The sequence below is a fragment of the Bradyrhizobium sp. genome (assembly GCF_049691595.1).
GTDB lineage: Bacteria > Pseudomonadota > Alphaproteobacteria > Rhizobiales > Xanthobacteraceae > Bradyrhizobium.
Genome location: NZ_JBAVNZ010000120.1, coordinates 1 through 25,519, shown reverse-complemented (window position 1 = coordinate 25,519; position 25,519 = coordinate 1). Strand labels below are relative to the sequence as shown.

Sequence of the window (25,519 nt, the reverse complement as noted above, 5' to 3'; positions counted from 1 at the left end):
AAAACAGATCATTTCAACGCCTGCAGCAACTTCCGCGCTTCGCGCAACAGGGCCTCAATCCGCTTCCGCGCGGCGATCGTGTCCTGGGTGAAGCGGCCGTGCTTGCGCGCGTTCTGGTTTCCCCTTGGCGCGCCGCATCCCGGCGTACCGCCGTGCATGCGGCAGCGCCTTTTGCCGCGCACCGCCGGCGAGCGTCAAAAGCCGCCGCGACGGACTCTGGCGCCACAACGCGGGCTCGCCAGCATCGGACCGGCATCGCGGGCGCGGTCGCTCATGCCCGTGCTTTCCGGCCTCTACTGGATGCGCTCGGACTCGCTGCGATCAGGCATCTGTGCCATCCGGGCCTCCGTCGCCACGGCCGCCTGGCCCTTGTCCGAAACGATCACGCTCGCATGCTGCGTGACGTTGCCGACGATGGCGTTGCCGCCATCCTGAACCGACACGTTCTGCACGGTGATGGCAGGCTCGGCATTGTTCCGATGGCGGTTGAGCGCCTCGATCTGGGCCGGAAACGTGCGGGCCAGCCGGCCCAATGCGCGCGCGGCGCTGTCTTGCCGGGCGACGTCGTCGGCGTTTGCGAGTTGATAGGTGCACCGCATCGCCATCACATGAACGCAAACCAACTGCGCCACCAGCATGGCCTCGATGGAATCCCTCGGCCTGATGCTTTTCACCATTGAAATCATGAAGGAGAGAGTGACCTCGTCAGGCTTCTGCCCGTTCACGCTGGCCTTGACCAATTGCGTCAGGATGCCATGCATCGCCTCGCGATCGGTGACCCCCAATGCGTCCGCCATCAGCCGTTCGCCCAGCTCCGGATCCGGATGGTCGATGGCGAATCCGTGTGACAACAACTTGATCCGCGGGGTTGCGGCAGCCCTGGTTCGATCGTTTGTGGCTATCGCCGTTGTCCTGTTGAGGCCTGGTGCTGGGTTCATGTCGATATTTCCTAGGGCACGCGCGTCAAAAGCGCGCGCGGTTCGGGCAACGCGCAGGCGATCACGCGCTGCGTCGAGCCGGTGCAACTTCAACCGTTGAAATGATTTTTGCGTGTCATCGCGCCGAAGGGGCCATGGCCGGGCATGGGCGTCTTGCGGGTCGCGTGATGATGGAGGAGTGCCGCTGATTTGCCCGACGTGTCAAATGTTTTCGCAGCATCGCTCGAGGCATCATGCCGGCAACGGCTCCTTTGCATGGGGTTGTTTTCGATATTTTGAGGCGGGCGCAGCGATTGATCGAATACGACCCGAAGCCGGTTCGATCAGCGCTTGGCCCGCGGCGGCGGGGGAGCGGGCGCAGGCGCGGGCTCCTCCGCCTTCGCCACCGGTGCATCGGTCTGCACCTTGCAGCTCGACGCGGCGAGCGAGGTTTGCGCCTGCGGCATCAGCCCGGGCTCCGGCGCCAGCGCCTTCAACAGGATCAATCCGGTCGCGGTCGGGGAATCGATGATCAGCCGGTCGGCGGCGGTGACGTCTTCGTCTTCCGGCAATTCGGCGTGTTGCGCTTCGGTCATCAGGTCGAGCTCGATCACCTTGCGCCCGGCGGAGCGGTCGTTGATGGCGTAATAGGCGACCTCGTTGCGCGTGTAGAACGACACCGAGGTATAGGCCTGGCTGACCGGCACGGTGAGCTTGATCGGTCCGCCCGAGAGATCGTAGCGGCAGATCGCCATCGCAAACGCCGGGTCCATGAACGGAATCGGCGAGTTGCCGGGATCGGCCAGCGGCAACGGCGTGACCGCGTTGAGCCGCGTCATCGGCGTCAGCCGCGAATAGGCGTCTTGCGTGGCGATGCGCGGCAAGGCCAGCACGCTGACGAGATGCACCACGCCGCCCAGCAGCACGCCCGCGATGATCGTGAACATCAGCCGGATCATGGGCAGCCCACCGTTGCGATGGCGGGCATCGGCGCGTCGCGCTGGGTCCGCGTCGCGACGCCGACCGGCGTGTCGTAGAGTCGGAGCATCAGCGCGTAACGCTCGATACCGCCGGTCGGCAGCCAGTTTCCGGCGCGCGAGCGCGAGGCGACGCGGATCTCGAACGATCCGTCGGAGCCGCGGATGATCTCCTGGCTGGTGAAGCCGTAGCGCTGCAGGGAGTTCGCAACCAGAAGCCCCTTGCGGTCGAACAGCGTCAGCGTCCAGAACCGCGCCGCCGGGGTGACGCCGCTGACCACCACATCGCAGCGTCCGTCGAGCGGCTTCTTGCCGTCATCGGTGGTCGCGGAAAATGCGATGCCGTCGCCGGTACCGATCGGCAATTCGCCACTGCGGGCGATCGACGCGCGCGAGTAGGGGTCGACTTCGGCGGTGCCGCTCTTCGGCCGGGCGGTCCAGGCCCCAATCGTGAGCGTGCCGAGGTCGGTGCCCCGCGTCGCCGTCACATAGGTCGAGCCGAGCCCGACAACGGTGGCCAGAACAAGCGTCAGAACAGAGATGAAGATCAGCCGCACGGGTCAGTTCTTGCGTGGTCCGGGCGCAGCCTGGTCGCCCGCTGCCGCGTAGTTCCCCGGAAAGGCCAGCGCGCCTGACGATGTCGGCCTGGCCGGCTTTGCCGGTTCGGTGGACGTCGTCTTGCCCGCCGCTCTGCCGGCGTCGTCGAGCAGCTTCTCGACCCGGACCAGGATATCCGCGCCGCGCTTGGTCAATACCGGCGGCGGGCCGGGCTTGGTCTCCAGTATCTTCGGCGCGCCATTGGCCGCGACCGTCGCGGGGACCGCCGGCTGCGGCAGTTTCTGGCCCATGCCGATGCCGGCGATTTCCTTGACTTCCACGCCCTGATGCGCCGCGACCATGATGTCGTGCCAGGTCTGCGCCGGCAGCGAGCCGCCGGTCATGCGGTTGGTCGGCGAGTAGTCGTCATTGCCGTACCAGACCGCGCAGGTGAAGTTGCCGGTGTAACCGACGAACCAGGCGTCGCGATAGGCATTGGTGGTGCCGGTCTTGCCGGCGGTCGGAATGCCGTCGAGCGCGGCACGCCGCGCGGTGCCCTCGCTGACGACATGACTCATCATGCCCGCCATGTCCGATGCCACCGATGCCGGAAAGGCTTGCACGGGTTTCTTGCCGTCGCGGTCGAAGCGCCAGACCAGATCGCCGGTGCCGGTGCGCACTTCAAGCACCGCATGAGGCGTGACGGCCTTGCCCCTGTTGGGGAAGGTCGCATATGCCACGGCGTGCTCGAGCACGGTGACCTCGTCGGAGCCGATCGGCAGCGACGGCGTATCCGGCAGCGGCGCCTTGAGGCCGAAGCGGCGCGCCACCTCGACGATCTTGGCGCGGCCGGCCTTGGCGGGGTTCGGCGATTTGCCGCCGAGCGCGATCGACAGCTTGACCGGAACGACGTTGATCGAGCGTGTGATCGCCTGCGTCAGCGTCACCGCGCCGGAATAGGAGTGGCCATAGTTCTGCGGACACCAATTGCCGATGCAGACCGGGCCGTCGACGACGATCGAGGTCGGCTTGAAGCCGTTGAGCAGCGCCGTGGTGTAAACATAGGGCTTGAAAGAGGAACCCGGCTGACGATAGGCGTCGGTCGCGCGGTTGAACTGGCTCGCGCCGTAATCGCGTCCGCCGACCATGGCGCGGACGCCGCCATCGAGATCGGCGACCACGGTTGCGGCCTGGGTCGCGTGATAGTCGCGGCCAAACTGCCGCAACTGGTTTTCGACGGCTTCCTCGGCGGCACGCTGCACGTTCATGTCGATCGCGGTGCGGACCACGAACACGCGCTCGACATAGGACTTCGGAAAGGTGTCGACCAGCCTGCGCATCTCCTCGAACGCCCAGTCGAGATAATAGTTCGGCGAATTCTCGTCGCGGCGGTCGACGGCCACGGCCGGATTGCGCCGCGCGCCGAACACCTGGCCCTCGGTCATGAAGCTCGCATCGACGAGATTATCGAGCACCACGTTGGCGCGGGCGCGGGCGGCCGGCAGGTTGATGTGCGGGGCATATTTGGTCGGCGCCTTGAACAGGCCGGCGAGCATCGCCGCTTCCGCCAGATTGACGTCGCGCGCCGACTTGTTGAAGTAGAAATGCGCCGCGCCGTCGACGCCGAAGGTGCCGCCGCCCATATAGGCGCGGTCGAGATAGAGTTTTAGAATTTCATTCTTGGAAAGGCGGGTTTCCAGCCAGACCGCCAAAAACGCCTCCTTCACCTTGCGCTCGATGGTGCGCTCGTTGTTCAGGAACAGGTTCTTGGCAAGCTGCTGCGTGATCGACGAGCCGCCCTGGCGCACGCCGCCGGCCTGGGCGTTGGTGACGAGTGCGCGCGCGGTGCCGGCGATGTCGATGCCGAAATGATCGTAGAAGCGGCGGTCTTCGGTAGCCAATGTCGCCTTGATCAGATTGTCCGGAAAATCCTCCAGCGGAATCGAGTCGTTATGCTTGATGCCGCGGCTGCCGATCGGATTGCCGTAGCGGTCGAGGAACGACACCGCGAGATCGGATTTCTTCAGCCAGTCGTCATCGGCGGTTTCGCGAAACGCCGGAATGGCCAGCGCCAGCATCAGGATCAGGCCGCCGAGGCCGATGGTGGCGGCCTCCGACAACGGCTCGATGAAGACCCAGCGCTTCCAGCGGCCGACATGGAAGCGGTCCATGAAGGTCGAATAGCGCTCATAGAGTTCGCGCGCGCCTTTGGCGGAGGAGAACAGCGTCGAATCGATGCGCGCGTCCAGATCCAGCATGATGTGCTGGATTTTCTCTTTCCATTCCGCTGGAATGATCTGGCGCACCGTGGCCCTTGGTCGGTTCGAGGGCGCTCACGCGCCCGGCCGGGCGCTCATGAGGCGTCTTGCTTCCATGTTACGGCAAACCCAAGGCGGTTTTGCGTCCTTGGGGGATTCGCGCCTCTATCTATCCGAGCGGGGGCGATAAACCAATGGCGTGGCTCGTGATTTTGAACGGCCGGTCCAACGCTGCCCGCGGCGCCCTTGCGCGGCCGCCGCTCCTCCCTGAGCCCCGGTTCCGGCTAAAGTCAGAGCCGAGGCTCCATCCTCTATCCTTTTGTTTTGACGCGTTTTCTTTATGCGAACCGTATCCACTTTACGCGGAAGCGCTATAGAAGGATTTGGACCCAAGCCGAGCCGGAACCACCTGATTTCATGACCGCCCCGCCCAAACCACCCTCGGGTCAAGAGGGATTCTTCTGGAAAACCAAGACGTTGGAGGAAATGTCCAGCGCCGAATGGGAAAGCCTGTGCGACGGCTGCGCGCGTTGCTGCCTGGAAAAGCTCGAGGACGAGGATACCGGCAAGATCTATTTCACCCACGTTTCCTGCAAGCTTCTGGATGCCGCGCGATGCGCCTGCAAGGATTATCCGAACCGGTCGGACAAGGTCCCCGATTGCGTCCGGCTGACCGCCGAAAACGTCCGCAGCCTGAGCTGGCTGCCGCCGAGCTGCGGCTACCGACTGGTCGCCGAAGGCCGCGATCTCTATTGGTGGCACCCGCTGATTTCGGGCGATCCCAACACCGTGCATGAAGCCGGCGTTTCCGTGCGCGGGCGGGTGCAGGGGATCGAGGGCGAGATCGCCGACGACGATCTCGAGGATCACATCGTGCAATGGCCGGCGCTGCTGCCGAAGCGGGCGCGGCTGAAAAAGCCGCCGAAAACCTGAGTTTTTCGCGTCGATCGATCAATGGATCGCGGGAATGCCGTCGTGGGATGCACCCATGCGCGCAAGGTCCTGCCGGAAGGCTGAATTACCGTCTAGATAATGACCGATAGAACGAATCCCTCGCGGTGTTGCGCCGCGCAGCCAATCATACGCCAGAGATGAACAAGTACGAACGGCCGAGCCGTCGCCCTGCCGGCCAGCATACATTGCCGGAAGATATTGCCGACGCGCTGTCTCGCATCCCAACCGAGGTGATCGATGTCGGCGATGCGCCGCCGATCGCACCCAAGGCGCCGCTGACCCATGACGAGGTCCGCACCATCCTGATCAGCCTGATGCTGACGATGTTCCTGGCCGCGCTCGACCAGACCATCGTGGCGACGGCGCTGCCGACCATCGGCCGGCAATTCCGGGACGTCTCCAATCTGTCGTGGGTGATCACCGCCTATTTGCTGGCCTCGACCGCGGTGGCGCCGGTGTTCGGTACGCTGAGCGACATCTATGGCCGCCGCGCCATGGTCGTCACGGCGCTCAGCCTGTTCATCGCGGGCTCGATCTTGTGCGCGGTGGCGCCGAACATGCCGGTGTTGATCGTCGCACGCGGCCTGCAGGGGCTTGGCGGCGGCGGCATCATGCCGGTGGTGCAGACCATCATTTCCGACGTGGTGACGCCGCGCGAGCGCGGCCGGTACCAGGCCTATTTCAGCGGCGTGTGGGTCGCAGCCGGCATCGGCGGGCCGATCCTCGGCGGCGTGTTCGCCGAACATCTGCACTGGTCGATGATCTTCTGGGTCAACTTGCCGCTGACGCTCGGCGCGCTGGCGCTACTGCTGCCGAAGATGGCCAGGATCCCGGTGTTCCACCGCAAGCGCAGGGTCGACTGGCTCGGCGGCATCCTGCTGATGGCTTCCGCCGTCGGGTTCATGCTGGTGCTGACCTGGGGCGGCAACCGTTATCTGTGGCTGTCGCCCGTCATCATGGCGATGGTCGGCGCCTCGATCGCGCTGACGCTCGCTTTCGTCTGGCACGCGCGAAACGCCGAGGAGGCGTTCCTGCCGCTGCCGCTGATGGGCGGAAGCGTGGTGCCTTATGCGATGGCCGCCGGCGGCTGCGCGCTCGGTGCGATCACGGGACTGACCGTGCACCTGCCGCTCTATTACGAGGTGGTCTACCACCTCAGCGCCAGCGAAGCCGGGCTTGCACTGATTCCACTGGCGGCGATCTCGACCTTTGGCGCTGCGATCGCCGGGCGGACCATGGCGCGCGCCAAGCACTACAAGCGCGTGGCGATCGCGGGGACAGCGGTCGCAGCAGTCTCGGGCGGCGCGCTTGCCGTCACGGCACTGCCGCTGTGGGGCTTGCTGGTGCTGCTGTCGGTGTTCGCGCTCGGGCTCGGCACGACGTTCCCGGTCAGCGTGGTGTCGCTGCAGAATTCGGTGGCGCGTTCGCAGATCGGCACCGTCACCGGCGCGATGAATTTCTTCCGCGCGCTGATGGCTTCCTTCACGGTGGCGGCGTTCACCGCGATCCTGCTGATGGCGCTGGGCGCGGATATTTCGCTCATGGGCGAGCATCGCGGCCCCGTGAGCTCGATTGCGGCGGACGACATGATCGCGGCGTTTCGTTACGTGTTCGGCGCCGCCGCGGCGCTGCTTGCCGCCGCCGCGCTGTGCATGGTCGCGATGGAAGAACGCCCGCTCGCCGGTCCTGCGGCGCCTTCGGAGATGGCGGAGTAGGGGGCCAGGCGAGGTTCGAGCAGCCGGTCCCAGCCTTTCCGAGCGCTGCGATTTGATCTAACAGCGGTGCAAGCCAATCAGACATCGAGATCCGACAAGGAGCCGGCCATGAGCAAACCCACCATCGAGCAGGCACGGATGGGCGCCGAAGGCATCGCCTTCTGTATCGCGCGGACCCTGATCGAACGCGACCCCTCGCTGAAGGCGCCGATGCGCGCCAATCTGCGCAAGATGTGGGAGCTTCTCGAAGCGCGCGAAGACCACGGCGCCGCCGACATGGTGGACACCATGATCAGGGCGCTCAATGATCCCGCGTTCTTCAAGCCGTGAGCCAGCCCGCCTGGGCCAGCCGGGCGTCGATTTCCCCGCGCAGCAGGGCGAAGTCGATCGGCTTGGTCAACAGCCCGGTCGCCCCGCTTTCGAGCGCCTTGCGTTTGGTCTCGGCATCGCCATAGGCGGTGATCATGATGACCGGGACCTCGGGCCGCATCTCCTTGACCCTGGGCAGCATTTCAAGGCCGGTCATCCCGGGCATGTTGATGTCCGAGAAAATCAGGATCAGCGACTGCCCGATGCTCGCGGCGATCCGCGCCAGCGCGTCGGCGGCGGAATTGGCGAAATCCATCACGAAGCGCTGGGCGCGCAGATCGCGGCGAAACTGCTGGCGGAACAGCGCCTCGACGTCGGGCTCGTCGTCCACCACAAGAACCAAGATATTCACGTCTGACCTGTGGCATTGTTTGAAGAACTCCTGGCCCGGGGCAGCACGATCCGGAACTCGGTGAATTGCCCGGGCGCGGTCTCGACGTCGATCGTGCCGCCATGTTGTTTCACCAGGATGTCATGGCTCATCGACAGGCCGAGGCCGGTGCCTTCTCCCGCGGGCTTGGTAGTGAAAAATGGATTGAACATCTTGTCCTTGACCTCGGCGGGAATGCCGGTGCCGTTGTCGCGAATTCGGATCTCGACGCGATCGCCGAGATTGCTTGTGGCTACGCTGAGCACGGGATCGAACCCCGCACCGTTTTCCTTTCTGCGCTTGTTCAACGCATAGAAACCGTTCGAGACAAGATTGAGGATCACGCGGGTGATTTCCTGCGGAAACAGCTCGACCAGACCGGCGGCGGGGTCGAAATCGCGCCGCAGCGTGACGTTGAAATCCGGCTTCTCGGCGCGCGCGCCGTGATAGGCGAGGTTGAGGCTTTCGTCGACCAGCGCGTTGATGTCGGCCGGCCGGTGCTCGCCAGAGCCCTCACGCGAGTGCAGCAGCATGTTCTTGACGATGGAATCGGCGCGTCGGCCGTGCTGGACCACCTTTTCGAGGTTGTCCTTCAGCATTCGCGTCAGCTCGTTGACCTCGCCGCGGAGCTTGTCCGCGAGTGCGGCGGGCCTTAGCGCATCGTTCAACTCATCGGTCAATTCCGCCGAGAGGGCGGCGAAGTTGTTGACGAAATTGAGCGGGTTCTTGATCTCGTGCGCGATGCCGGCGGTGAGCTGGCCGAGCGAGGCGAGCTTTTCGGTCTGCACCAGGCGGTCCTGCGCGGCGCGCAGATCGTCAAGGGAAGCTGCAAGCTGGCGCGTGCGCTGCTGCACCTGCTCGAACAGGCGAACATTGCCGATGGCGATCACGGCCTGGTCGGCGAAGTTCTGCAGCAGGGCGATCTGCTTGTCGGTGAACGGATTTACCTCGGTCCGGCGCAGAATAATGGCGCCGATGCTTTCGTTCTCGCGCATCAGCGGCACGCTCAGAACAGTGCGAACATCGGAGCGGCGCGCGAATTCGCGGCCGCCCGGGAATTCTTCGCCTTCGGGACCGAGCAGATCGTGTACATGGATCGACTCGCCCTCGATCACAGCTCGTCCCGAGGGAGTGTCGCGGTTGATCGGCTGCCGTTGCCAGACCACCGGAATTGATCCGTGCTGCTGCCGGAAGACCAGGTCGTCGCCATCCTTTAAGGTGACGAGGGCGTCATCTGCTTCGCAGAGTTCACAGGCGCTTTCGACGATGGCCTTGAGGACCGGTTGGACGTCGGTGGGCGACGACGCGATCACCCGCAGGATGTTGCCGCTGCCGGTCTGATAGGTCAACGCTTCGGTGAGGTCGTGCGTCTTGGCCTGCACCTCGTCGAACAGGCGGACATTGCCGATCGCGATCACGGCCTGATCGGCGAAGGTCTGCAGCAAGGCGATCTGCTTCTCGCTGAAAGGATGCACTTCGGCACGGCGAAGCACGATCGCTCCGATGCTCTCGCCTTCGCGCAGCATGGGTACGCCCAAAATGCTGCGGCAGCCGTCACGGCGCGACATGGCCTGCCCGGCAGGGAATTCCGCACCTTCGTCGGAGAGCACGTCGCGCAAATGAACCGGTTGGCGGTCGGCGATCGCGCGGCCAGAGATCGAGGTGCGGTCGTTTGACCATCGGTCCTGATTCATCGGTATCGGGCCCTGATGGGCGCTGAGCGCAAGGGTGTCGCCGCTCTTCAGGACAAGGACCGCGTCATAGGCCGCGCAAAGCTCGCAGGCGCTTTCCACGATGGCCTTGAGAGCCGGGCCGATATCGGTCGGCGAGGATGCGATGACCTTCAAAATGTTGGCGCTTCCGGTCTGATAGGTCAGGGCTTCCGAGAGATCGCGCGTCTTCGCCTGCACCTCGTCGAACAGCCGCACGTTCTCGATCGCGATCACCGCCTGATCGGCGAAGGTCGAGACAAGCTCAATCTGCTTGTCCGTGAAAGGCGCGACGGCTTTGCGTCCCAGGAAAAGTACCCCGATCGGCTGCCCGGACCGAAGCAGAGGGACGCCAAGCAGCGTGCGATAGCCGGCGACTTTCTGCTGCTCGGCATATGTGTATTCGGGATCAGCAAGGACATCGGGAATCTGCACGGCTTTGCCCGCCAGCAGTACCCGTCCGACGAGACTGCCGCGCCCCCGATACAGTCGAACGGCATCAGAGACCTTCGTCCACTCGGCTGAAAAATTGTGCCTGGTCGCGTGGTAGTAGCCGCCGTCGGCGTCCTGCCGGGTGATCGCCGCCTTATCGGCATTGCAGAGCCGCGCCGCCGATTCTGTCAGAGTATCAAGCACGGTTTGCAGGTCGAAGGCCGAGCGGCTGATCACCTTGAGCACGTCGGCGGTCGCAGTTTGCTGTTGCAGGGACTCGGTCAAGTCGCGGGTGCGTTGCTGAACGTCTTTGAACAGCCGCACATTTTCGATCGCGATGACCGCCTGGTCGGCAAAAGTTTGAAGCAGCGCGATTTGTTGATCCTTGTAGCCGCGGGGGTCGGTCCAGCCCAGCGTGATGGCCCCGATCGGCTTCCCGGTGAGCAACATCGGCATGGTCACCTGGCTGCGCGTTCCCAGAGCCTCGATCATCTGGCGCGACAGCGGGGGAACGGTCTCGTCGTCTTTGATGTCGGCGAGGATGTTGGGTCGGCGCGACAGCATGACCTGTCCGACGATCGTGTCGTCGGTCGCGGGTCTCGGGAAAACCCGCTGCACCTTGTCGCGACCGGGCAGGCTCAGGCCGTGCCCCGCCACCATCTGAATGATGCTGCCGTCATAGCGATACACCCGCCCCATGCTTGCCCCGCACAGCCGCACGGCGCGCTCGACGATAACGTCGAATACCGGCTGTACGTCCGACGGCGAGCTGGCGATCACCTTCAGGATGTCGGAGGTAGCGGTCTGCCGCTCCAGCGCCTCACGTGTCTCGTTGAACAGGCGAGCGTTCTCTACCGCGATGACGGCCTTCTGGGCGATCGCTTCGTCGCACGCGGCGGAACTTGCCTGGAGCTTCTGCTCAAGCTCGGCGACGGTCTGCCTGAGATCGGCCACCACGTCCTGGGGAAGCGCGGTCATTTACTTAAATCCATTTCGCCGCGTGCGTGGCGGCGCGGGGCTCAAATAACAATATGCCCGTTCTGGCTCATGGTTCATATGACGCGCCGACCGGCAATGCCATTCGCTCGCCCAACGTCAGTATCGGATTATCCCATTGCGGACGCATCTGAGCCAGCGCCATCACGCGATTTTTTGCCTGTCGGCGTTAATGCTCACAAATGCCGCGAACCAAAATTTGTGGACCAATACCGGCAAGATTCACGTCCCCGGCCTCGAAACCTCGGTCTCCTTGCTGGTGATGAACTCCAACAGCACCGGGATGCCTTCCCTGGTCTTCGCAATGCCGCGCCGGATGGCCGGGACGATGTCTTCCGGCCTTGTCACCCGTTCGCCGTGACCGCCGAAGGCGCGCGCCATCGCGGCGTAATCGCCGGAGATGTCGGTCGCGCGGTATTTTTCGGTCGAGATCGGCATCACCTTCAGCTCGATCGCCATGCTGAAATTGTTCAACAGGATCGACATGATCGGAATCCGCTCGCGCACCGCGGTCTCGAAATCCATGCCGGTGAAGCCGATCGCGGCATCGCCCCAGACGTTGATGCAGAGCTTGTCGGGTTTTGCGAGCTTGGCGCCCATCGCAAGCCCGAGGCCGTAGCCGAGCTGCGTGGTCTTGCCCCAGCCGATATAGGACAAGGGCTCGACCGGTTTCCAGAACGGCGAGAGCTGGTCGCGCGGGCTGCCGGCATCATGGGTGATGATGGTGTTGTTGATGTCGACGGTGTGCTGCAGGTCCCACAGCACGCGATAGGGATTGAGCGGCGCGTCGTTGCTGGTCAGCTTCGGCATCCATTTTGCCAGCCATTCCTTGTGCGAGGCGGCGATCTCGGCCGCGACCGCGGTCGCGTCGCGGTCGGTCTTGACGGACTTGCCGATCTCTTCCAGCAGCGCGTCGAGCACCAGCCCGGCATCGCCGACCAGACCGATTCTGGCCTCGACATCCTTGTTGAGATGGGCGGGATCGAGCGTCGAATGAATGACGGTCTTGCCCTTCGGCATGGCGATGCCGAAGGAGGTTTCGGTGAACGAGCAGCCGATGCCGAAGATCACGTCGGCCTCGGCGAGGAATTTTGGCACCGCGCGCGGAACAGCCAATCCGCCCGAACCCAGTGAGAGCGGATGCGTCTCGGGAAATGACGACTTGCCGCCGAGGCTGGTGGTGACGGGAATGGCGAGACGCTCGGCCAGCCGCTTCAACTGCGGCCAGGCTTTTGCGTAGTGCACGCCCTGGCCGGCATAGATCACCGGCCGCCTGGCGCCGATCAAAAGCGCCGCCGCCTCCCTGACATGCACGGGGTCGGCGCCATAGCGGGTGCGCAGCACCGGCGTGTAGTTCAGCGGCTCCGGCACCTCCTCGTTCCACATGTCGGCCGGAATTTCGACGATCACGGGCCCGCCACGGCCGTTCTTCAATCTGGTGAAGGCACGCCGAAAAATGTTGCCGACCTCGGCGGCGATGTTGATCGGCTCGGAAGACTTTGAAAAGGCCCGCATCGCCTGGCTGGAATTGAAGTTCGGGTCGATATTGGCGAGCCTGCGCGCATAACCCATCGGCAGCACCAGCACGGGGACGGATTCGCCGTAGCACTGCGCGACGCCGCCCATGGCGTTCTCGGCGCCCGGGCCATGCTGCATGCAGAACGCGCCGATGGTGTGCCCGGAGGTAACCCGCGAGATCGCGTCCGCCATGTGCAGGCCGATGCGTTCCTGCCGAACCATCACCGGGCGGATATCGGCATTGGCTGCGAATTCGATCAGATGATTGACCGGATAGCCGCAGAGAATTTCGATCCCCTCGCGCTTCATGATTTCCGCGATCGCCGTGCCGAGCTTCATGACGGTCTCTCCCCTTGTGTCCCCTTGGGTCCGGCCGGTTGCCGACCATTTGTCACAGTTGGAACAGGATTTGATGGATCGGTAAAGCGCGGGCGCCGCCTGCCGCCGGAAGTGCAGATATGCGTTTCGCTGCCTGCGGGGCGGTCGGGCCGATGCCGGCTTCGATCCGGGGAAGGGCTTGTTTTATTCTGGCGGCTTAACCGGTCGTCCACCTTCTTTGTCAACGCCCGCTCAATCTATGCGGCCTAGGGTTCCCCGCAACACCATCGGCCGGAACGGCCCGCCGCGCGTCGACAGGAGCCTGGGATGCGAAAACTGTTTTCGAAGTTCGTGCGCGATGAAACCGGCGCGACCGCGATCGAATATGCCCTGATCGCGGCCGGCATCAGCATTACCATCGTCGCTGCCGTCAACGGCCTTGGCACGACCCTGAACAACACGTTCACCTCGGTCAACACCTCGCTCAAATAAGCCACGGGCCGGCGAACCTGGCGGCGCGGATCGATGCCGTCACCGGGCGGCGCGGCGGTCGCTGTTGAGCGCTCGCAGCACGGCGATCCGCGCAAACATCAGCCAGCCGCCGCCGGTCTCCGCCGCATTGATCAGGTTTTCGACCGCGATCTGCCAGCGCTCCTGTCGCTGCACCGCGTCCGGCAATCCCATGATGTGATCGGCGGCATGCTGCAGCGTCACGAGGCTGCGGCCGCCGCGCAATTTGATCGGTTCATCGAACGGCGTCGACCACGGCATCGTGCGCTACCGTGGGCAATAGCCCGATCATCCTGCCTTCTTCGACCGGGCGGCGGCGCGCACCGGCTTCTCCGTCTTCTTCGGTTCTTCCCTGACGGCGCGCTTGCCGCCGCCGCTGATCGGCAGCAGCATCTCGCGCTGGCCCTCGACGCGCTTCTTCGGTTTCTTGCCGTTGGCCCTGGCGGGGGCGGGGGATTGCTTCGCGCCGGCAAGGCTGCGCTTGAGCGCGTCCATCAGATTGATGACATTGCCGCCGGATTTCGGCGCCGCCTTCGCCGCGGGCCGCAGGCCACTGCGCTTCCGGTTGATCAGGTCGATCAGCGCGGACTCATAACGGTCCTCGAACTGCCCGGGCTTGAATGAGCCGGATTTCTGCTCGACGATATGCCTGGCCAGGTCCAGCATGTCCTTGGTGACTTTGACGTCCTGGATGTCGTCGAAATATTCCTTTTCGCTCCGCACCTCGTAAGGGTAGCGCAGCAGCGTTCCCATCAGGCCCTTGCCGAGCGGTTCCAGCGCGATGATGTGCTCGCGGTTGGTCAGCACCACACGGCCGATCGCGACCTTGTTCATGCCGCGGATGGTTTCGCGGATCACCGCGAAGGCGTCATGGCCGACCTTGCCGTCCGGCACGAGATAATAGGGGCGGATCAAATAGCGATTGTCGATATCGGTCTTCGGCACGAACTCGTCGATCTCGATGGTGCGGGTCGATTCCAGCGCGATGTCATCGAGTTCGTCTTTCGACACTTCGACATAGGTGTCGGTGTCGATCTTGAAACCCTTCATGATGTCTTCGGCGGCGACTTCCTCGCCGGTGTCGGCGTCGACCTTGGCATATTTGATGCGGTGGCCGGTCTTGCGGTTGATCTGGTTGAAGCTGACTTTCTCGGTATCCGACGTTGCCGGATACAAGGCGACCGGGCAGGTCACGAGCGAAAGGCGCAAGAAGCCCTTCCAGTTGGCGCGGGGGGCCATGGGATACTCCAAAAACGCAACCGACGACCAACAAGAATACCACCGTAGAACCCGGTTACAAACCGGCCGGGGCTGGAAATCTCCTGACGGCGTTAACCGCGGCGGGTTGCCTGTATCCGTGCGGTTGCGCGCAACCTGGCGATAGCGCCCATGGAGGCCATCGGTTTCGAGGAAACGCGGTTGGAACTGAGCCATCGTCCGTCAAATCCAGCGTTATAAAATGAATCTTCATTCATGATTGTGCGGAGACTGCTTGCGCGCCGGCCACGAACCGGGCGATTAAGCATCTCAACGCGCGGGCATTGTTTCCTCTCGCTCATCCCGGCAAAGGTTGTCGGGCGCCCCGGACTACGGCAGGCTGCCCGGACAATCTTCTAGGATTCATCGATGCTTCTGGTGACCGGCGGCGCCGGCTTTATCGGCTCAAACGTCGTGGCCGCGCTCAATGATGCCGGCCGCGCCGACGTGGCGGTGTGCGATTATCTCGGCTCCGACGGCAAGTGGCGCAACCTTGCCAAACGCCAATTGCTCGACGTGGTGCCGCCGCCGGAGCTGCCGGCCTGGCTGGAGGGGCGCAAGCTGGACGCCATCATCCATATGGGCGCGATTTCCGAGACGACTGCGACCGACGGCGACCTCGTGATCGAGACCAATTTCCGCCTCTCGGCGCGCCTGCTCGATTGGTGCACGACGAACGCGACGCCGTTTATCTATGCGTCTTCGGCCGCGACCTATGGCGACGGTGCCCAGGGTTTTGTCGACGATGCGTCGCTGGACGCGCTGAGGAAGCTGCGTCCGATGAATCTCTACGGCTGGAGCAAGCAGCTGTTCGATCTCCTCGTCGCCGAACGGGTCAGGCAACGGGCGAAAATGCCGCCGCAATGGGCCGGATTGAAATTCTTCAACGTGTTCGGTCCCAATGAATATCACAAGGGCGCGATGATGAGCGTGCTGGCGCGGCGATTTGACGAGATCAAATCCGGCGGCCGCGTTCAGCTGTTCAAATCTCACAGACCGGGCGTCGCCGACGGCGACCAGCAGCGCGACTTCATCTATGTCGATGATGCGGTGCGGGTGATCATGTGGTTGTTGGCCGCGGGCAGCGTCAGCGGCATCTTCAATGTCGGCACCGGCAAGGCGCGAAGTTTTCGGGACCTGATGCTCGCGGCTTACGGCGCGCTCGGCACGCCGCCCAATGTCGAATATGTCGACATGCCGGTCCAGCTCCGCGGGTCCTATCAGTATTTCACCCAAGCCCCGGTCGATCGCCTGCGAAGCGCCGGCTATAATGGCGGCTTCACGTCGCTCGAGGACGCGGTCGGCGTCTATGTCCGGGAGTTTCTCGATCGGCCCGATCGCTATCGCTAGTCGCACCGCAAGACACAGAAGTTCAAATGTTCGATTTTGACGCGCTTTCGAAAGCCATGGTCGGTCAGACCGTATTGTGCGTCGGCGACCTGATGCTCGATGAATTCGTCTATGGCGAGGTGTCGCGGATTTCCCCGGAAGCGCCTGCCTCCGTGCTGGCGGTCCGGCGCAGTGAAACCAATGTGGGCGGCGCGGGAAACGTTGCACGCAATGTCACGTCGCTGGGGGCGCGTTGCATCTTCGTCAGTCTGGTCGGCGAAGATGCGGCCGGCAAACTGCTCAGGACCGAGCTGGAAAGAGAAGGGCTGATCGAGCCGATTTTGATTGTAGATCCCGATCGGCCGACCACGCGAAAAGTCCGTTTCGTATCGGAACATTTTTCCACGCATATGCTGCGTGCCGACTGGGAACTGGCGGCGCCGGCGTCGGACCTCGTGGAACGTCAGTTGATCGATGCCGCGATCGCCGCCTTGCCGCGCGCCGATATCGTGCTGCTGTCGGATTACGCCAAGGGCGTGCTGACGGCGCGGGTGGTTCGTCACATCATCGATGCGGCGCGCCGGCTCGGCAAGCGGGTGATCGTCGATCCCAAGAACGCGAATTTCGCGATCTATCGCGGCGCGACGCTGCTCACGCCCAATCAGAAGGAATTCGCCGAGGCGACGCGCCGCCGCATCCAGTCCGACGCCGATATCGCCGACGCCTCGATCGAGGCGTTGCGCTCCGCCGATGCCGAAGCCGTTCTGGTGACGCGCAGCGAGCATGGCATGACGCTCGCGCATCGCGATGGCAATTTGATCCACGTGCCGGCGCATCCCGCCAGGGTTCGCGACCTCTCGGGCGCCGGCGATACCGTGGTCGCGGTTCTGGCGGTCGCGCTGGCTGCAAAGTCGAGTTGGGAAGACGCGCTGCGTTGTGCGACGGCTGCCGCGGCGGTCGCGGTGAGCAAACCGGGGACGGCAACGGTGTCGCTGGCCGAACTGCGGCGAAAGATCCTGCCGCACGCCTCGCTCACGGCGGAAGAGAAGATCGCCTCGGGCGCCGTCGATCTCGATGCGCGTCTGGCTGAATGGCGCAAGCAAGGGCTGCGGGTCGGGTTTACCAATGGCTGCTTCGATATTCTTCATCCCGGCCACGTTCGCGTGTTGACGCAGGCGCGCGCCGCCTGCGATCGGCTGATCGTCGGGCTCAACAGCGACGCATCGGTACGACGTCTCAAGGGCGCGGACCGTCCGGTTCAGGAGGCGAGGGCGCGTGCCGAGGTGCTGGCCGCCCTCGAGGCGGTCGATCTCGTCGTGGTGTTCGAGGAAGACACGCCGATAAGGCTGATTTCCAGGATCAGACCGAGCGTGCTGGTGAAAGGCGGCGATTACACCCGCGAGCAGGTGGTCGGCCACGAGATCGTCACCGCCTATGGCGGAGAGATCGTCCTGGTGGATATCCTGAAGGGCCACAGCACGACGTCGCTGGTTAAGCGTGCGCGCGACTCCGAAGCATGATCTGGACACAGCTGCGCGCGTCCGGCATCGACTGGTTCGTGCTGTTTTCCGGATCTGAATCATTATTCGTACTTTGTCTGGTACTTGGGCACCGAATCCCGCGCCCAAGAAAACTGCGTTTGTTGCCGCGGCCTGTTCGTGCGGGAGGATTTATCCTCCGGACGGACTAGTTTTTCGGATTAAACGATTGGATTTGTTCGCAGCAATTCGCGGGAAGCGCGGCGTCGGAAATACATCGCCTGAGCCGGTAAATCCCGCGCCACCATCTTAAGAACATATTCTGCTACAAACAATGACAATGGCCGTTGGGCGCAGCAGGCTTGGTTATTGCCAGCGCCGCTTCGGCAGCTTGGTCGGGATTTCGCTGGTTATCTCAGACAAGCATGGCACCGGGCGATGTCGTTTACGTGCAAGGACGTGGTGCCCGGCATGACCGCCGCGATGCTCATCATGTAGCCCGGCGAACCAGTTAATGCCTTTTTTGATGCCATTTTTTGGTGACATTTTTTAGTGACATTTTCGCGAGAAAATCGAAGTCATCCCGGTTCGCTTCGCGAAAAATCTCCGTCACGGCCAGCTTGAAACGGCCAGCTTGAACACAAGAAAGTCGAAATTGCAGAGGTATGGATGAGAAATCTAAGGTTGAGTTGCCTGAGCTGCAACAACATCAGTGCGATTTGGGGAAGCGAGCATGCAGAAGTTGAACCTTTCATCACTGTCTACGGAAGAGCTGTGGGCTCTTCATGAGCAGATCAGCGCGAACCTGGCGGAAAAAATAGCGATCGAGAAACGTGACCTGGAAGAGCGCCTTGCCAGGCTCAATGGCCACTTTAGTGTCGGCGCCACAAAGCTGCGCAGTGGATATCTGAAAGTTACCGAACGCCGAAAATCACGCCGGAAGTATCCGCCCGTGCTGCCCAAGTTTCAGAATCCATCAGACCCGTCCCAGACATGGGCAGGTCGCGGCAAGCAGCCGCGCTGGCTGGTGGCCCAGATCAAGGCCGGCAAGAAGTTGAACGACTTCGTGATCGACGGGAAGCGCAAGCGGGCGGCCGCGCGCTAGCGGCTGGGTCGAGACGTCGAGCGTTCCGTCTGGTCCAGATCATGGATTCGCACCGGCCGGCCGACTGACCTGGTGTCCGCTGCATCCCAGGCCTGGCGGATTGCCGGATTTCCGGCAATATCGACTGATTGGGTTTGGCGGACACGGTGCGTCGCAGGATTGGCGTCTAACGTCAGGGTGAGGCGGATCCGGCGGACCTGCAGGCTCGTTCGCCGCGGCGCTATTGTCTCGACAATAACGGGCGGCGTGTTATCGTTGAACCGACGATCGGGGAAACTTCCAGATTCGAGAGCTGGATATTTTTCGGTTCCCGACGGGTTCGGCCAGCACCCGGCCTTCGCGGCGGCCGAACGGCAAGAGCGCTGGCTTGAGTTCCACAGCAAGCATCAACGCCTATCAGGTGGATGGCCGATACCTGCGCCGGATGCAGCCGGGATTTACCGTTTCTTAACCAAGAGGCAGCGATTTTTAACCGATGCTCCTCTAGTCAGCCTGGACCGGACAACGATGTTTCAGCTCTTTCTGCGGGCGCGCACGCACAATTATATCAGGACTCGTTTGGGCGATGACGGCTTCAAGGCTCGTTCGGCCGACAGGGATGCTGAAACCGACCGGGCACGCGTCGGATTGATCGTGACCGCGATCGAGGCCGCTTCGCACGCGGCGGAGAAGGAGCAGTCAGGCTTGAGTCGCCGGGTCGAGGATGTGCTGGCGCGGGCCGCGGTGACGTTTGGAAACGGAACCGACGAATATCTGGAGCGGGAAGCGCTGGACAACCATCACCAGGATTTATTCGCGGCCGAGATATTGAACGGACAGCGCCGCCTCAACGAGCTCGCTACCGAGATCGCCCATTTCAAATTCATGAAGGCTGCGGTACTAAGCCGGTTTCCGGATTACAAGGCGCCGGCGGCGGGCAATTGATTGCCGGCCGGATGCTATTCGCGTTTCCGGCGATCATGATAGGGCGTCAGGTGCTATCACTCAGGCTATCGCACCAAGCGAGAAACCGTTCAGAGCACGGGTGAGAAGCGGTGTCGGCAGGTCATTTGCTGGTCACGGGATGCGCGGGTTTTATCGGTTTTCATCTGGCAAAGCGTTTGTTGCAAGATGGAAAGCCGGTCATTGGCCTCGACAATCTCAACGATTACTATGATCCGGCGCTCAAGCGCGCGCGTCTGGATATGCTAACGAGCGATTCGAACTTTGCCTTCCTGAAACTCGATCTTGCCGATCGCGCCGAAATGAAAGCGCTTTTCGAGCGATTTCGTTTTTCGGCCGTCATCCATTTGGCTGCACAGGCAGGCGTCAGATATTCGCTGCAGAACCCTCATGCTTACGCCGACTCCAATCTGGAAGGCTTCTTGAATGTGCTGGAAGGGTGCCGGCAGATCGTCTGCCCCCATCTGCTGTTCGCATCCTCTTCGTCGGTTTATGGCGCCAATACCAGGCTGCCGTTCTCCGTTCATGACAATGTCGACCATCCGATCAGCCTTTACGCGGCCACCAAGAAGGCCAACGAGTTGCTGGCCCATTCCTACAGCCACCTGTACGGACTTCCGACCACCGGCCTGCGCTTCTTTACGGTGTACGGGCCGTGGTACCGGCCAGACATGGCGCTCTACCTTTTTGCCCGGGCAATCAGCGAGGGCCGGCCGATCAACCTGTTCAATAACGGAAATATGAGGAGGGATTTCACCTATATCGATGATGTCGTCGAAGCGATGACAAGGATCATTGAACGCGCCCCGAAAGGCGATCCGAACTGGTCGGGAGCCAACCCGGATCCAGGCTCGAGCAAGGCGCCATGGCGAATCTATAACATCGGCAACAACAAGCCGGAGGAGCTGATGCACGTCGTGGCGCTGTTGGAAAAGGGCCTCGGCCGCATGGCAGAGAAAACCCTGTTGCCCATGCAGGCAGGCGACATGATCGAGACCTTCGCCGATATCGGCGATTTGGTTCGCGACATCGGTTTCAGGCCAGAAACCAGGCTCGATGACGGAGTTGCGAAGTTTGTCGCGTGGTACCGGGGCTACCATGGCGTTTAGTCGGGGGCGTCTCGCTCCGAGGCGTCCGCGGCCTTTCAGCCCGGCCTCCGCGCCGATCCGAACGCGCTTTTGATGCGGTGAAAGTGGTCGCGCCATAACAGCGGAGCAAGACGACCAACGCCGATCCCGCAGATGCCGCCTGCTGCTTTCACCAGCGCGTCGAGTACGCGGCCGTGACGGTCTGGCGTCAGGCTTTGCAGCGCTTCCAGCGTGAACGCGCTTGCCATGACGACGACGATGACGAGGAGCGGATGTTTGGGATAACCCCGAACAAAGGCCAGCCCCATCAGCGCGAACGCGGCGAAATGCTCAAATTGAGGGTGGGCAATCACCGGACGATCTTCGATCGGAGACAGCGTCGCGTAGGCGATAAAGGCAAGGACAAGCCAGCCTGCGACAACGGACAGCCTTCGGATCATGATGCGTTGCTAGGCCACAACCCGATTGATCTCAACCCCTCCACCCGCTTAACAAGTTCCATTCGTGAGGCGTATTGGACAACATCGTTAACCTCCGAGACCACGGGGCTTTGGCGATCGCGGATGTTTGAACCGTTCGCCTCCTGCGGACCTGCCTGGCTGGTCCAAATCCGTTATCAAGTCTGATATGAACAAAAAGTAACATTCCGCCCCGTACCTCGTTCATAGCCCGTTCACGCCGGTGGGCCTCATTTCAGCACCGGCATCGTGAAGCTCACCATCGGAGGCCAGCGTGCGCCTGCTCGTCGTTGAGGATGACCCGGATCTGAACCGTCAGCTGACGACGGCATTGGCGGATGCCGGCTACGTGGTCGATCGTGCCTTCGACGGCGAGGAGGGGCACTATCTCGGCGACAGCGAACCCTATGACGCCGTCGTGCTCGACATCGGGCTGCCGAAGATGGACGGCATCTCGGTGCTGGAAGCATGGCGCCGCAACGGCCGCGTCATGCCGGTCTTGATCCTGACCGCGCGCGACCGCTGGAGCGACAAGGTGCAGGGTTTCGATGCCGGCGCCGACGACTATGTGGCCAAGCCGTTTCATCTCGAGGAGATCCTGGCGCGGATTCGCGCGCTGCTGCGCCGTTCGACCGGCCATGCCCAGTCGGAGCTGACCTGCGGCCCGGTGTCGCTGGATACGCGCACCGGGCGCGTCAGCGTATCGGGCAATCCGATCAAGATGACCTCGCACGAATACCGGCTGCTGGCCTATCTGATGCATCATACCGGGCGCGTGGTGTCGCGCACCGAACTGGTGGAGCATCTCTACGACCAGGATTTCGATCGCGACTCCAACACCATCGAAGTTTTCGTCGGCCGTATCCGCAAGAAGCTCGACGTCGACATCATCCAGACCGTGCGCGGCCTCGGCTATCTGCTGACCCCGCCATCGCCCGGCGCTCGATAAAGGCGTTGATTAAGCACGACGCTTGGTCTTTTGTTCGAGCATGATCTGGTCCGAAAACCGGCATCCATCCATCGGGTCGTGGCCCGAGGAGATGCTTCTCGGGATCAAGGTCTGATGCGCGGAAGCTCGCTCGCCACCCGGTTGTTCCTGTCGGCGACCGCATGGGTGGTGGTGATTCTCGTCATCACCGGCATTGTCCTGTCGTCGGTCTATCGCGCTGCCAGCGAGCGCGCGTTCGACCGGCGGCTGAACCTCTATCTGCGCACCCTGATCGCCGAAGTCGCAACGCCGGACGAGCCGCCGGATCGCCAGTTCCAGTCGCTCGGCGAGCCACTGTTCGAATTGCCATTGTCCGGCTGGTACTGGCAGGTCACCCGCACCGATTCCGAGAAGGCCGAAACCCGCGCTTCGCGGTCGCTGTGGGACCGCAAGCTGCCGAAGCTCGAGGATCATGGCGCGGAGCTGACGGCTGCCGGCATCCGCCTTGGCTACGTCGATGGCCCCGAAGGCCAGAACTTGAGAATGGTGGAGCGCCCGGTCGATCTCGGCATCGACGGCAAGTTTCTGGTCAGCGTCGCCGGTGACGCCACCGAAATCTTCGACGAGACGCGCAGCTTCGACTATTACCTCGGCGGCACCTTCGCCGCCCTCGGCATCGTGCTCTTGCTGACCACGATCTTCCAGGTCCGCTTCGGCCTTGCCCCGCTCAAGCGCATCTCCGAATCGATCGCCGATATCCGTTCCGGCCGCGCCGAACGCCTCGAGGGCGAATTTCCGGTCGAGATCGCGCCGCTGGCGCGCGAAACCAACGCCCTGATCGACGCCAACCGCGAAATCGTCGAACGCGCGCGTACCCATGTCGGCAATCTGGCGCACGCGATCAAGACGCCGTTGTCGGTCATCGTCAACGAAGCCTCGGCTCATTCCGCCGATCCGTTTGCGGCCAAGGTTCTCGAACAGGCCGACGTGATGCGTGATCAGGTGGCGCACCATCTGGAGCGTGCGCGGATCGCTGCGCGGGTCACGACCGTCGGCACGGTCACCGAGGTTGCGCCGGCAATCGAAGCGCTGCGGCGAACCATGGAAAAGATCCACCGGGATCGTGGCATCGCTATCGAGGTCAAGGCCGACCCGCAGGCGAGGTTTCGCGGTGAACGCCAGGATCTCGAGGAAATGGCCGGCAACCTCGTCGATAACGCCTGCAAATGGGCGGAGTCGCAGGTGTTCGTTGAGGTGCTGGTTGAGCCGCCCGACGGGCCCGGCGCCGCCCCGAGGCTGCGGATCATCGTCGATGACGACGGCCGCGGATTGTCGGCCGCCGAGCGCGCGCAGGTCTCCCGGCGCGGCCAGCGGCTGGACGAATCGAAGCCGGGTTCCGGATTGGGGCTCTCGATCGTCGTCGATCTCGCTGGCCTCTATGGCGGCGGTCTTTCGCTGGGGAGCGCGCCGATCGGCGGGCTGCGGGCTGAATTGGTGCTGCCGGGGGTGTGATCGGGGCCAAATCCCTGCCAGTTACGAGCCGGAAAAAGCCGCAACGGCCGCCATTTCATCATTCCTAAACACCTTCTTAACGCGGCCCCTTCTAGAATGCGGGCGGAGGCGTGTGGCGGTCCGCGTCCACGCGACACAGCATCCATACCAGGCGCATGAGCCAGACATCGATCGAGCGGCTGAGGGAATATCTCGCGCAGCTCCCGCCCCAGGCGCAGGCGCTGCTGATGCGGGAGTTCGAGCACGCCGTCGAGCGCGGTGAGGACACCACGGTCGCCACCCTGGTGCTCGAGCAATTGCGCAAGATCGTGCGTGGCACCGAGGAGGATGTGCGGTCCCGCAGCGGCGAATTCGCGCGGTTGTTCTTCCGTCCCCTCGATCCGTTCATTGTCGAAGGCAATGCCCCGGTGCGGCCGGGCCAGGTCCGCCGGATGTCGCTGATGCCGGTATGGCAGTGGCTCGTCCGAGAGGGGGCGCCCGAGCCGGCGCGCGAATACCAGGCCGCGATGGCCCGGTCGCGCGAACCCGAACATGAAGCCGAACTGGCGGCCCGCAAATTGCAGTCCGCCGCCGCCGACGCGATTTTCAAGATCGCGATGCCCGCGCCCGGTGATGGCGGGCAGCGCACGCTGGCTCGCGTCGGTCCGCCCGAGGCGATCGCGGATCTGCTGCCGATCGGCGCGGTGTTGAAGGGCCGCGAGGCGCTGGATGGCCTCGCTAGCCGGCTGCCCCGTCAAATCCGCGCATTCGGCGACACGCAGATCCTATCGGCCGGCGAAGCGCTCAATGTTCCTTCGCTGCAGACGCCGCAGCTCTTGCCGTTCGCGCTGTCGCTGATCACGCAGCGCCTCGCCGCGCCATGGCAAATCATTCGCCTCGCCATCAAGCTGGCGGCATCCGATGACGAAATCCGCGTTGCCGCGACCCCCTATGGCGTCGCCGTCACCATCGCGCTGCACGATCTCTCCTACCTCGCGGCCTGCCTGCGGACGGATATCAGGCGCGGCTATTTCGCCAATGTCGGCGAGCAGCTGAAAATCCTGCATGACGGAGTTCGCGGCCTGCGAACCGAACTCGATCTGCGCAACGATTCTTCGTGGGGCAGACAGTTGGCATCGATCCGCGCCGAAATTTCCAACGCCCTGCAGTCGGAAATCGACAGCGTGCCCGGCCGCGTCCGCCGCATTCTGCGCCAGCGCGCCGACAAGGAAATTTCGGCCGTCGCCAAGGTCGACGCGGCCGAAGTCGAGGAAACCGCCGCGTTGATCGATTTCGTCGCGGTGTGCCGCACCTATGCCGGCGAACTGGCGATCAACGAGGTGACGCTGCGGACCTATTCGGACCTCCAGCATTACGTCGAGCAATCCACCGAGGGGCTGGTGCAGTCGCTGCGCGCTGGCGACACCAGGACGCGCGCCTACCGGCAGATGCAGGTCCAGGCGGCGATCCGCTTCTGCGAGGTCTTGTTCGGCCACGACTATGCGTCGCTGATGAGCCGGGCGGCCGAAAACGCCCTGACCGGCGAGCAAAAATCCACCCGCGCGGGATAGGGGTGGAGGCCCGGTTTTCCCCCGGGGCTTATCAGGCTTTTTCGCCTCCATTTCAATCCGGTAATTGTCAATTGCCGGCCTTGCCGCCGGTAGTGTAAAGCGGCGTATCGGCGCTTGCCTTTTGTAGCGCCGTGTCGACCCCGGGTATCGCCTGATGACGTTGTGGTTTGTGTTCGCGCTGATGACGGTCGTGGCGATCTTTGCCGTGCTTTTGCCGCTCGGCCGCCGCAGCCTGCCGCGGACCGGCGGCAGTGAGGCTAACGTCTACAAGGATCAACTCGCCGAGATCGAT

Annotated in this window: 24 protein-coding genes; 13 read left to right on the top strand and 11 right to left on the bottom strand. The window is 63.2% G+C overall.

Annotation, left to right across the window (positions count from 1 at the left end; all coding sequences use genetic code 11):
- Positions 1-8: 8 nt before the first annotated feature.
- From WCE35_RS05470 to WCE35_RS05450, 5 genes are all read right to left on the bottom strand, one after another.
- Positions 9-158: a hypothetical protein gene (locus WCE35_RS05470; protein ID WP_424592326.1), complete on the bottom strand. Its 150-nt coding sequence runs from the start codon at positions 156-158 to the stop codon at positions 9-11.
- 135 nt (positions 159-293) lie between these two features.
- The gene (locus WCE35_RS05465) at positions 294-938 is read right to left on the bottom strand and encodes a hypothetical protein (protein ID WP_424592329.1); all 645 of its coding nucleotides are present in this window, start codon (positions 936-938) and stop codon (positions 294-296) included.
- A gap of 323 nt (positions 939-1,261) precedes the next feature.
- Complete coding sequence (locus tag WCE35_RS05460; protein ID WP_424592325.1) at positions 1,262-1,876, bottom strand: DUF1254 domain-containing protein; 615 nt, start codon at positions 1,874-1,876, stop codon at positions 1,262-1,264.
- On the bottom strand, positions 1,873-2,451 hold the full coding sequence (locus WCE35_RS05455; protein ID WP_424592324.1) for a DUF1214 domain-containing protein: 579 nt from the start codon (positions 2,449-2,451) through the stop codon (positions 1,873-1,875). The genes WCE35_RS05460 and WCE35_RS05455 overlap by 4 nt, the downstream gene beginning before the upstream one ends.
- 3 nt (positions 2,452-2,454) lie before the next feature.
- On the bottom strand, positions 2,455-4,737 hold the full coding sequence (locus WCE35_RS05450) for a transglycosylase domain-containing protein (RefSeq protein ID WP_424592323.1): 2,283 nt from the start codon (positions 4,735-4,737) through the stop codon (positions 2,455-2,457).
- Positions 4,738-5,106: 369 nt separating this feature from the next.
- On the opposite strand from WCE35_RS05450, the gene WCE35_RS05445 reads away from it, so the two are divergent.
- The 3 genes from WCE35_RS05445 to WCE35_RS05435 all read left to right on the top strand — a co-directional run bounded on the left by WCE35_RS05445 (position 5,107) and on the right by WCE35_RS05435 (position 7,688).
- On the top strand, positions 5,107-5,622 hold the full coding sequence (locus WCE35_RS05445) for a YcgN family cysteine cluster protein (RefSeq protein ID WP_424592322.1): 516 nt from the start codon (positions 5,107-5,109) through the stop codon (positions 5,620-5,622).
- A gap of 158 nt (positions 5,623-5,780) precedes the next feature.
- Positions 5,781-7,358 carry an MDR family MFS transporter gene (locus WCE35_RS05440; RefSeq protein ID WP_424592321.1) on the top strand — a complete coding sequence of 526 codons (1,578 nt, stop codon included), beginning with the start codon at positions 5,781-5,783 and terminating at the stop codon, positions 7,356-7,358.
- A 108-nt stretch (positions 7,359-7,466) separates the two neighbouring features.
- Positions 7,467-7,688: a hypothetical protein gene (locus tag WCE35_RS05435; RefSeq protein ID WP_424592320.1), complete on the top strand. Its 222-nt coding sequence runs from the start codon at positions 7,467-7,469 to the stop codon at positions 7,686-7,688.
- Here the strand turns inward: WCE35_RS05435 and WCE35_RS05430 are convergent.
- The 3 genes from WCE35_RS05430 to WCE35_RS05420 all read right to left on the bottom strand — a co-directional run bounded on the left by WCE35_RS05430 (position 7,678) and on the right by WCE35_RS05420 (position 13,091).
- The gene (locus tag WCE35_RS05430) at positions 7,678-8,079 is read right to left on the bottom strand and encodes a response regulator (RefSeq protein WP_424592319.1); all 402 of its coding nucleotides are present in this window, start codon (positions 8,077-8,079) and stop codon (positions 7,678-7,680) included. The genes WCE35_RS05435 and WCE35_RS05430 overlap by 11 nt on opposite strands.
- Positions 8,076-11,216, bottom strand: coding sequence for a GAF domain-containing protein (locus WCE35_RS05425; protein WP_424592318.1), 3,141 nt, complete (start codon positions 11,214-11,216; stop codon positions 8,076-8,078). The genes WCE35_RS05430 and WCE35_RS05425 overlap by 4 nt, the downstream gene beginning before the upstream one ends.
- A gap of 240 nt (positions 11,217-11,456) precedes the next feature.
- Positions 11,457-13,091 carry a thiamine pyrophosphate-requiring protein gene (locus WCE35_RS05420; protein WP_424592317.1) on the bottom strand — a complete coding sequence of 545 codons (1,635 nt, stop codon included), beginning with the start codon at positions 13,089-13,091 and terminating at the stop codon, positions 11,457-11,459.
- Positions 13,092-13,397: 306 nt separating this feature from the next.
- Here WCE35_RS05420 and WCE35_RS05415 point away from each other — a divergent pair, with 306 nt between their 5' ends.
- Positions 13,398-13,562, top strand: a complete 165-nt coding sequence (locus WCE35_RS05415) for a Flp family type IVb pilin (RefSeq protein ID WP_424592316.1) — start codon at positions 13,398-13,400, stop codon at positions 13,560-13,562.
- A gap of 39 nt (positions 13,563-13,601) precedes the next feature.
- Here WCE35_RS05415 and WCE35_RS05410 read toward each other — a convergent pair whose 3' ends face one another.
- Together WCE35_RS05410 and WCE35_RS05405 are read right to left on the bottom strand one after the other, a co-directional pair.
- A complete protein-coding gene (locus WCE35_RS05410; RefSeq protein WP_424592315.1) occupies positions 13,602-13,841 on the bottom strand; it encodes a hypothetical protein in 240 nt (79 codons plus the stop codon).
- 27 nt (positions 13,842-13,868) lie between these two features.
- A complete protein-coding gene (locus WCE35_RS05405; RefSeq protein ID WP_424592314.1) occupies positions 13,869-14,819 on the bottom strand; it encodes a Ku protein in 951 nt (316 codons plus the stop codon).
- Between the two features lie 387 nt (positions 14,820-15,206).
- On the opposite strand from WCE35_RS05405, the gene rfaD reads away from it, so the two are divergent.
- From rfaD to WCE35_RS05380, 5 genes are all read left to right on the top strand, one after another.
- Positions 15,207-16,187 (top strand): ADP-glyceromanno-heptose 6-epimerase, encoded by a 981-nt coding sequence (gene rfaD, locus WCE35_RS05400; protein ID WP_424592313.1) that lies wholly within the window; start codon positions 15,207-15,209, stop codon positions 16,185-16,187.
- Positions 16,188-16,213: 26 nt separating this feature from the next.
- On the top strand, positions 16,214-17,686 hold the full coding sequence (gene rfaE1, locus WCE35_RS05395; protein WP_424592312.1) for a D-glycero-beta-D-manno-heptose-7-phosphate kinase: 1,473 nt from the start codon (positions 16,214-16,216) through the stop codon (positions 17,684-17,686).
- Between the two features lie 691 nt (positions 17,687-18,377).
- On the top strand, positions 18,378-18,749 hold the full coding sequence (locus WCE35_RS05390) for an H-NS family nucleoid-associated regulatory protein (RefSeq protein ID WP_424592311.1): 372 nt from the start codon (positions 18,378-18,380) through the stop codon (positions 18,747-18,749).
- A gap of 507 nt (positions 18,750-19,256) precedes the next feature.
- Complete coding sequence (locus WCE35_RS05385) at positions 19,257-19,673, top strand: hypothetical protein (protein ID WP_424592328.1); 417 nt, start codon at positions 19,257-19,259, stop codon at positions 19,671-19,673.
- A gap of 110 nt (positions 19,674-19,783) precedes the next feature.
- Positions 19,784-20,800, top strand: coding sequence for an NAD-dependent epimerase (locus WCE35_RS05380; protein ID WP_424592310.1), 1,017 nt, complete (start codon positions 19,784-19,786; stop codon positions 20,798-20,800).
- A gap of 35 nt (positions 20,801-20,835) precedes the next feature.
- Here WCE35_RS05380 and WCE35_RS05375 read toward each other — a convergent pair whose 3' ends face one another.
- Positions 20,836-21,219 (bottom strand): VanZ family protein, encoded by a 384-nt coding sequence (locus WCE35_RS05375; RefSeq protein WP_424592309.1) that lies wholly within the window; start codon positions 21,217-21,219, stop codon positions 20,836-20,838.
- Positions 21,220-21,511: 292 nt separating this feature from the next.
- On the opposite strand from WCE35_RS05375, the gene WCE35_RS05370 reads away from it, so the two are divergent.
- The 4 genes from WCE35_RS05370 to ccmI all read left to right on the top strand — a co-directional run.
- Positions 21,512-22,186 (top strand): response regulator transcription factor, encoded by a 675-nt coding sequence (locus WCE35_RS05370; protein WP_424592308.1) that lies wholly within the window; start codon positions 21,512-21,514, stop codon positions 22,184-22,186.
- Between the two features lie 114 nt (positions 22,187-22,300).
- Positions 22,301-23,677, top strand: a complete 1,377-nt coding sequence (locus WCE35_RS05365; RefSeq protein WP_424592307.1) for a sensor histidine kinase — start codon at positions 22,301-22,303, stop codon at positions 23,675-23,677.
- Between the two features lie 155 nt (positions 23,678-23,832).
- Positions 23,833-25,227 (top strand): hypothetical protein, encoded by a 1,395-nt coding sequence (locus tag WCE35_RS05360; protein WP_424592306.1) that lies wholly within the window; start codon positions 23,833-23,835, stop codon positions 25,225-25,227.
- Positions 25,228-25,381: 154 nt separating this feature from the next.
- Positions 25,382-25,519 (top strand): c-type cytochrome biogenesis protein CcmI (ccmI, locus tag WCE35_RS05355; protein ID WP_424592327.1); only part of this gene is annotated, 138 nt, incomplete at its 3' end.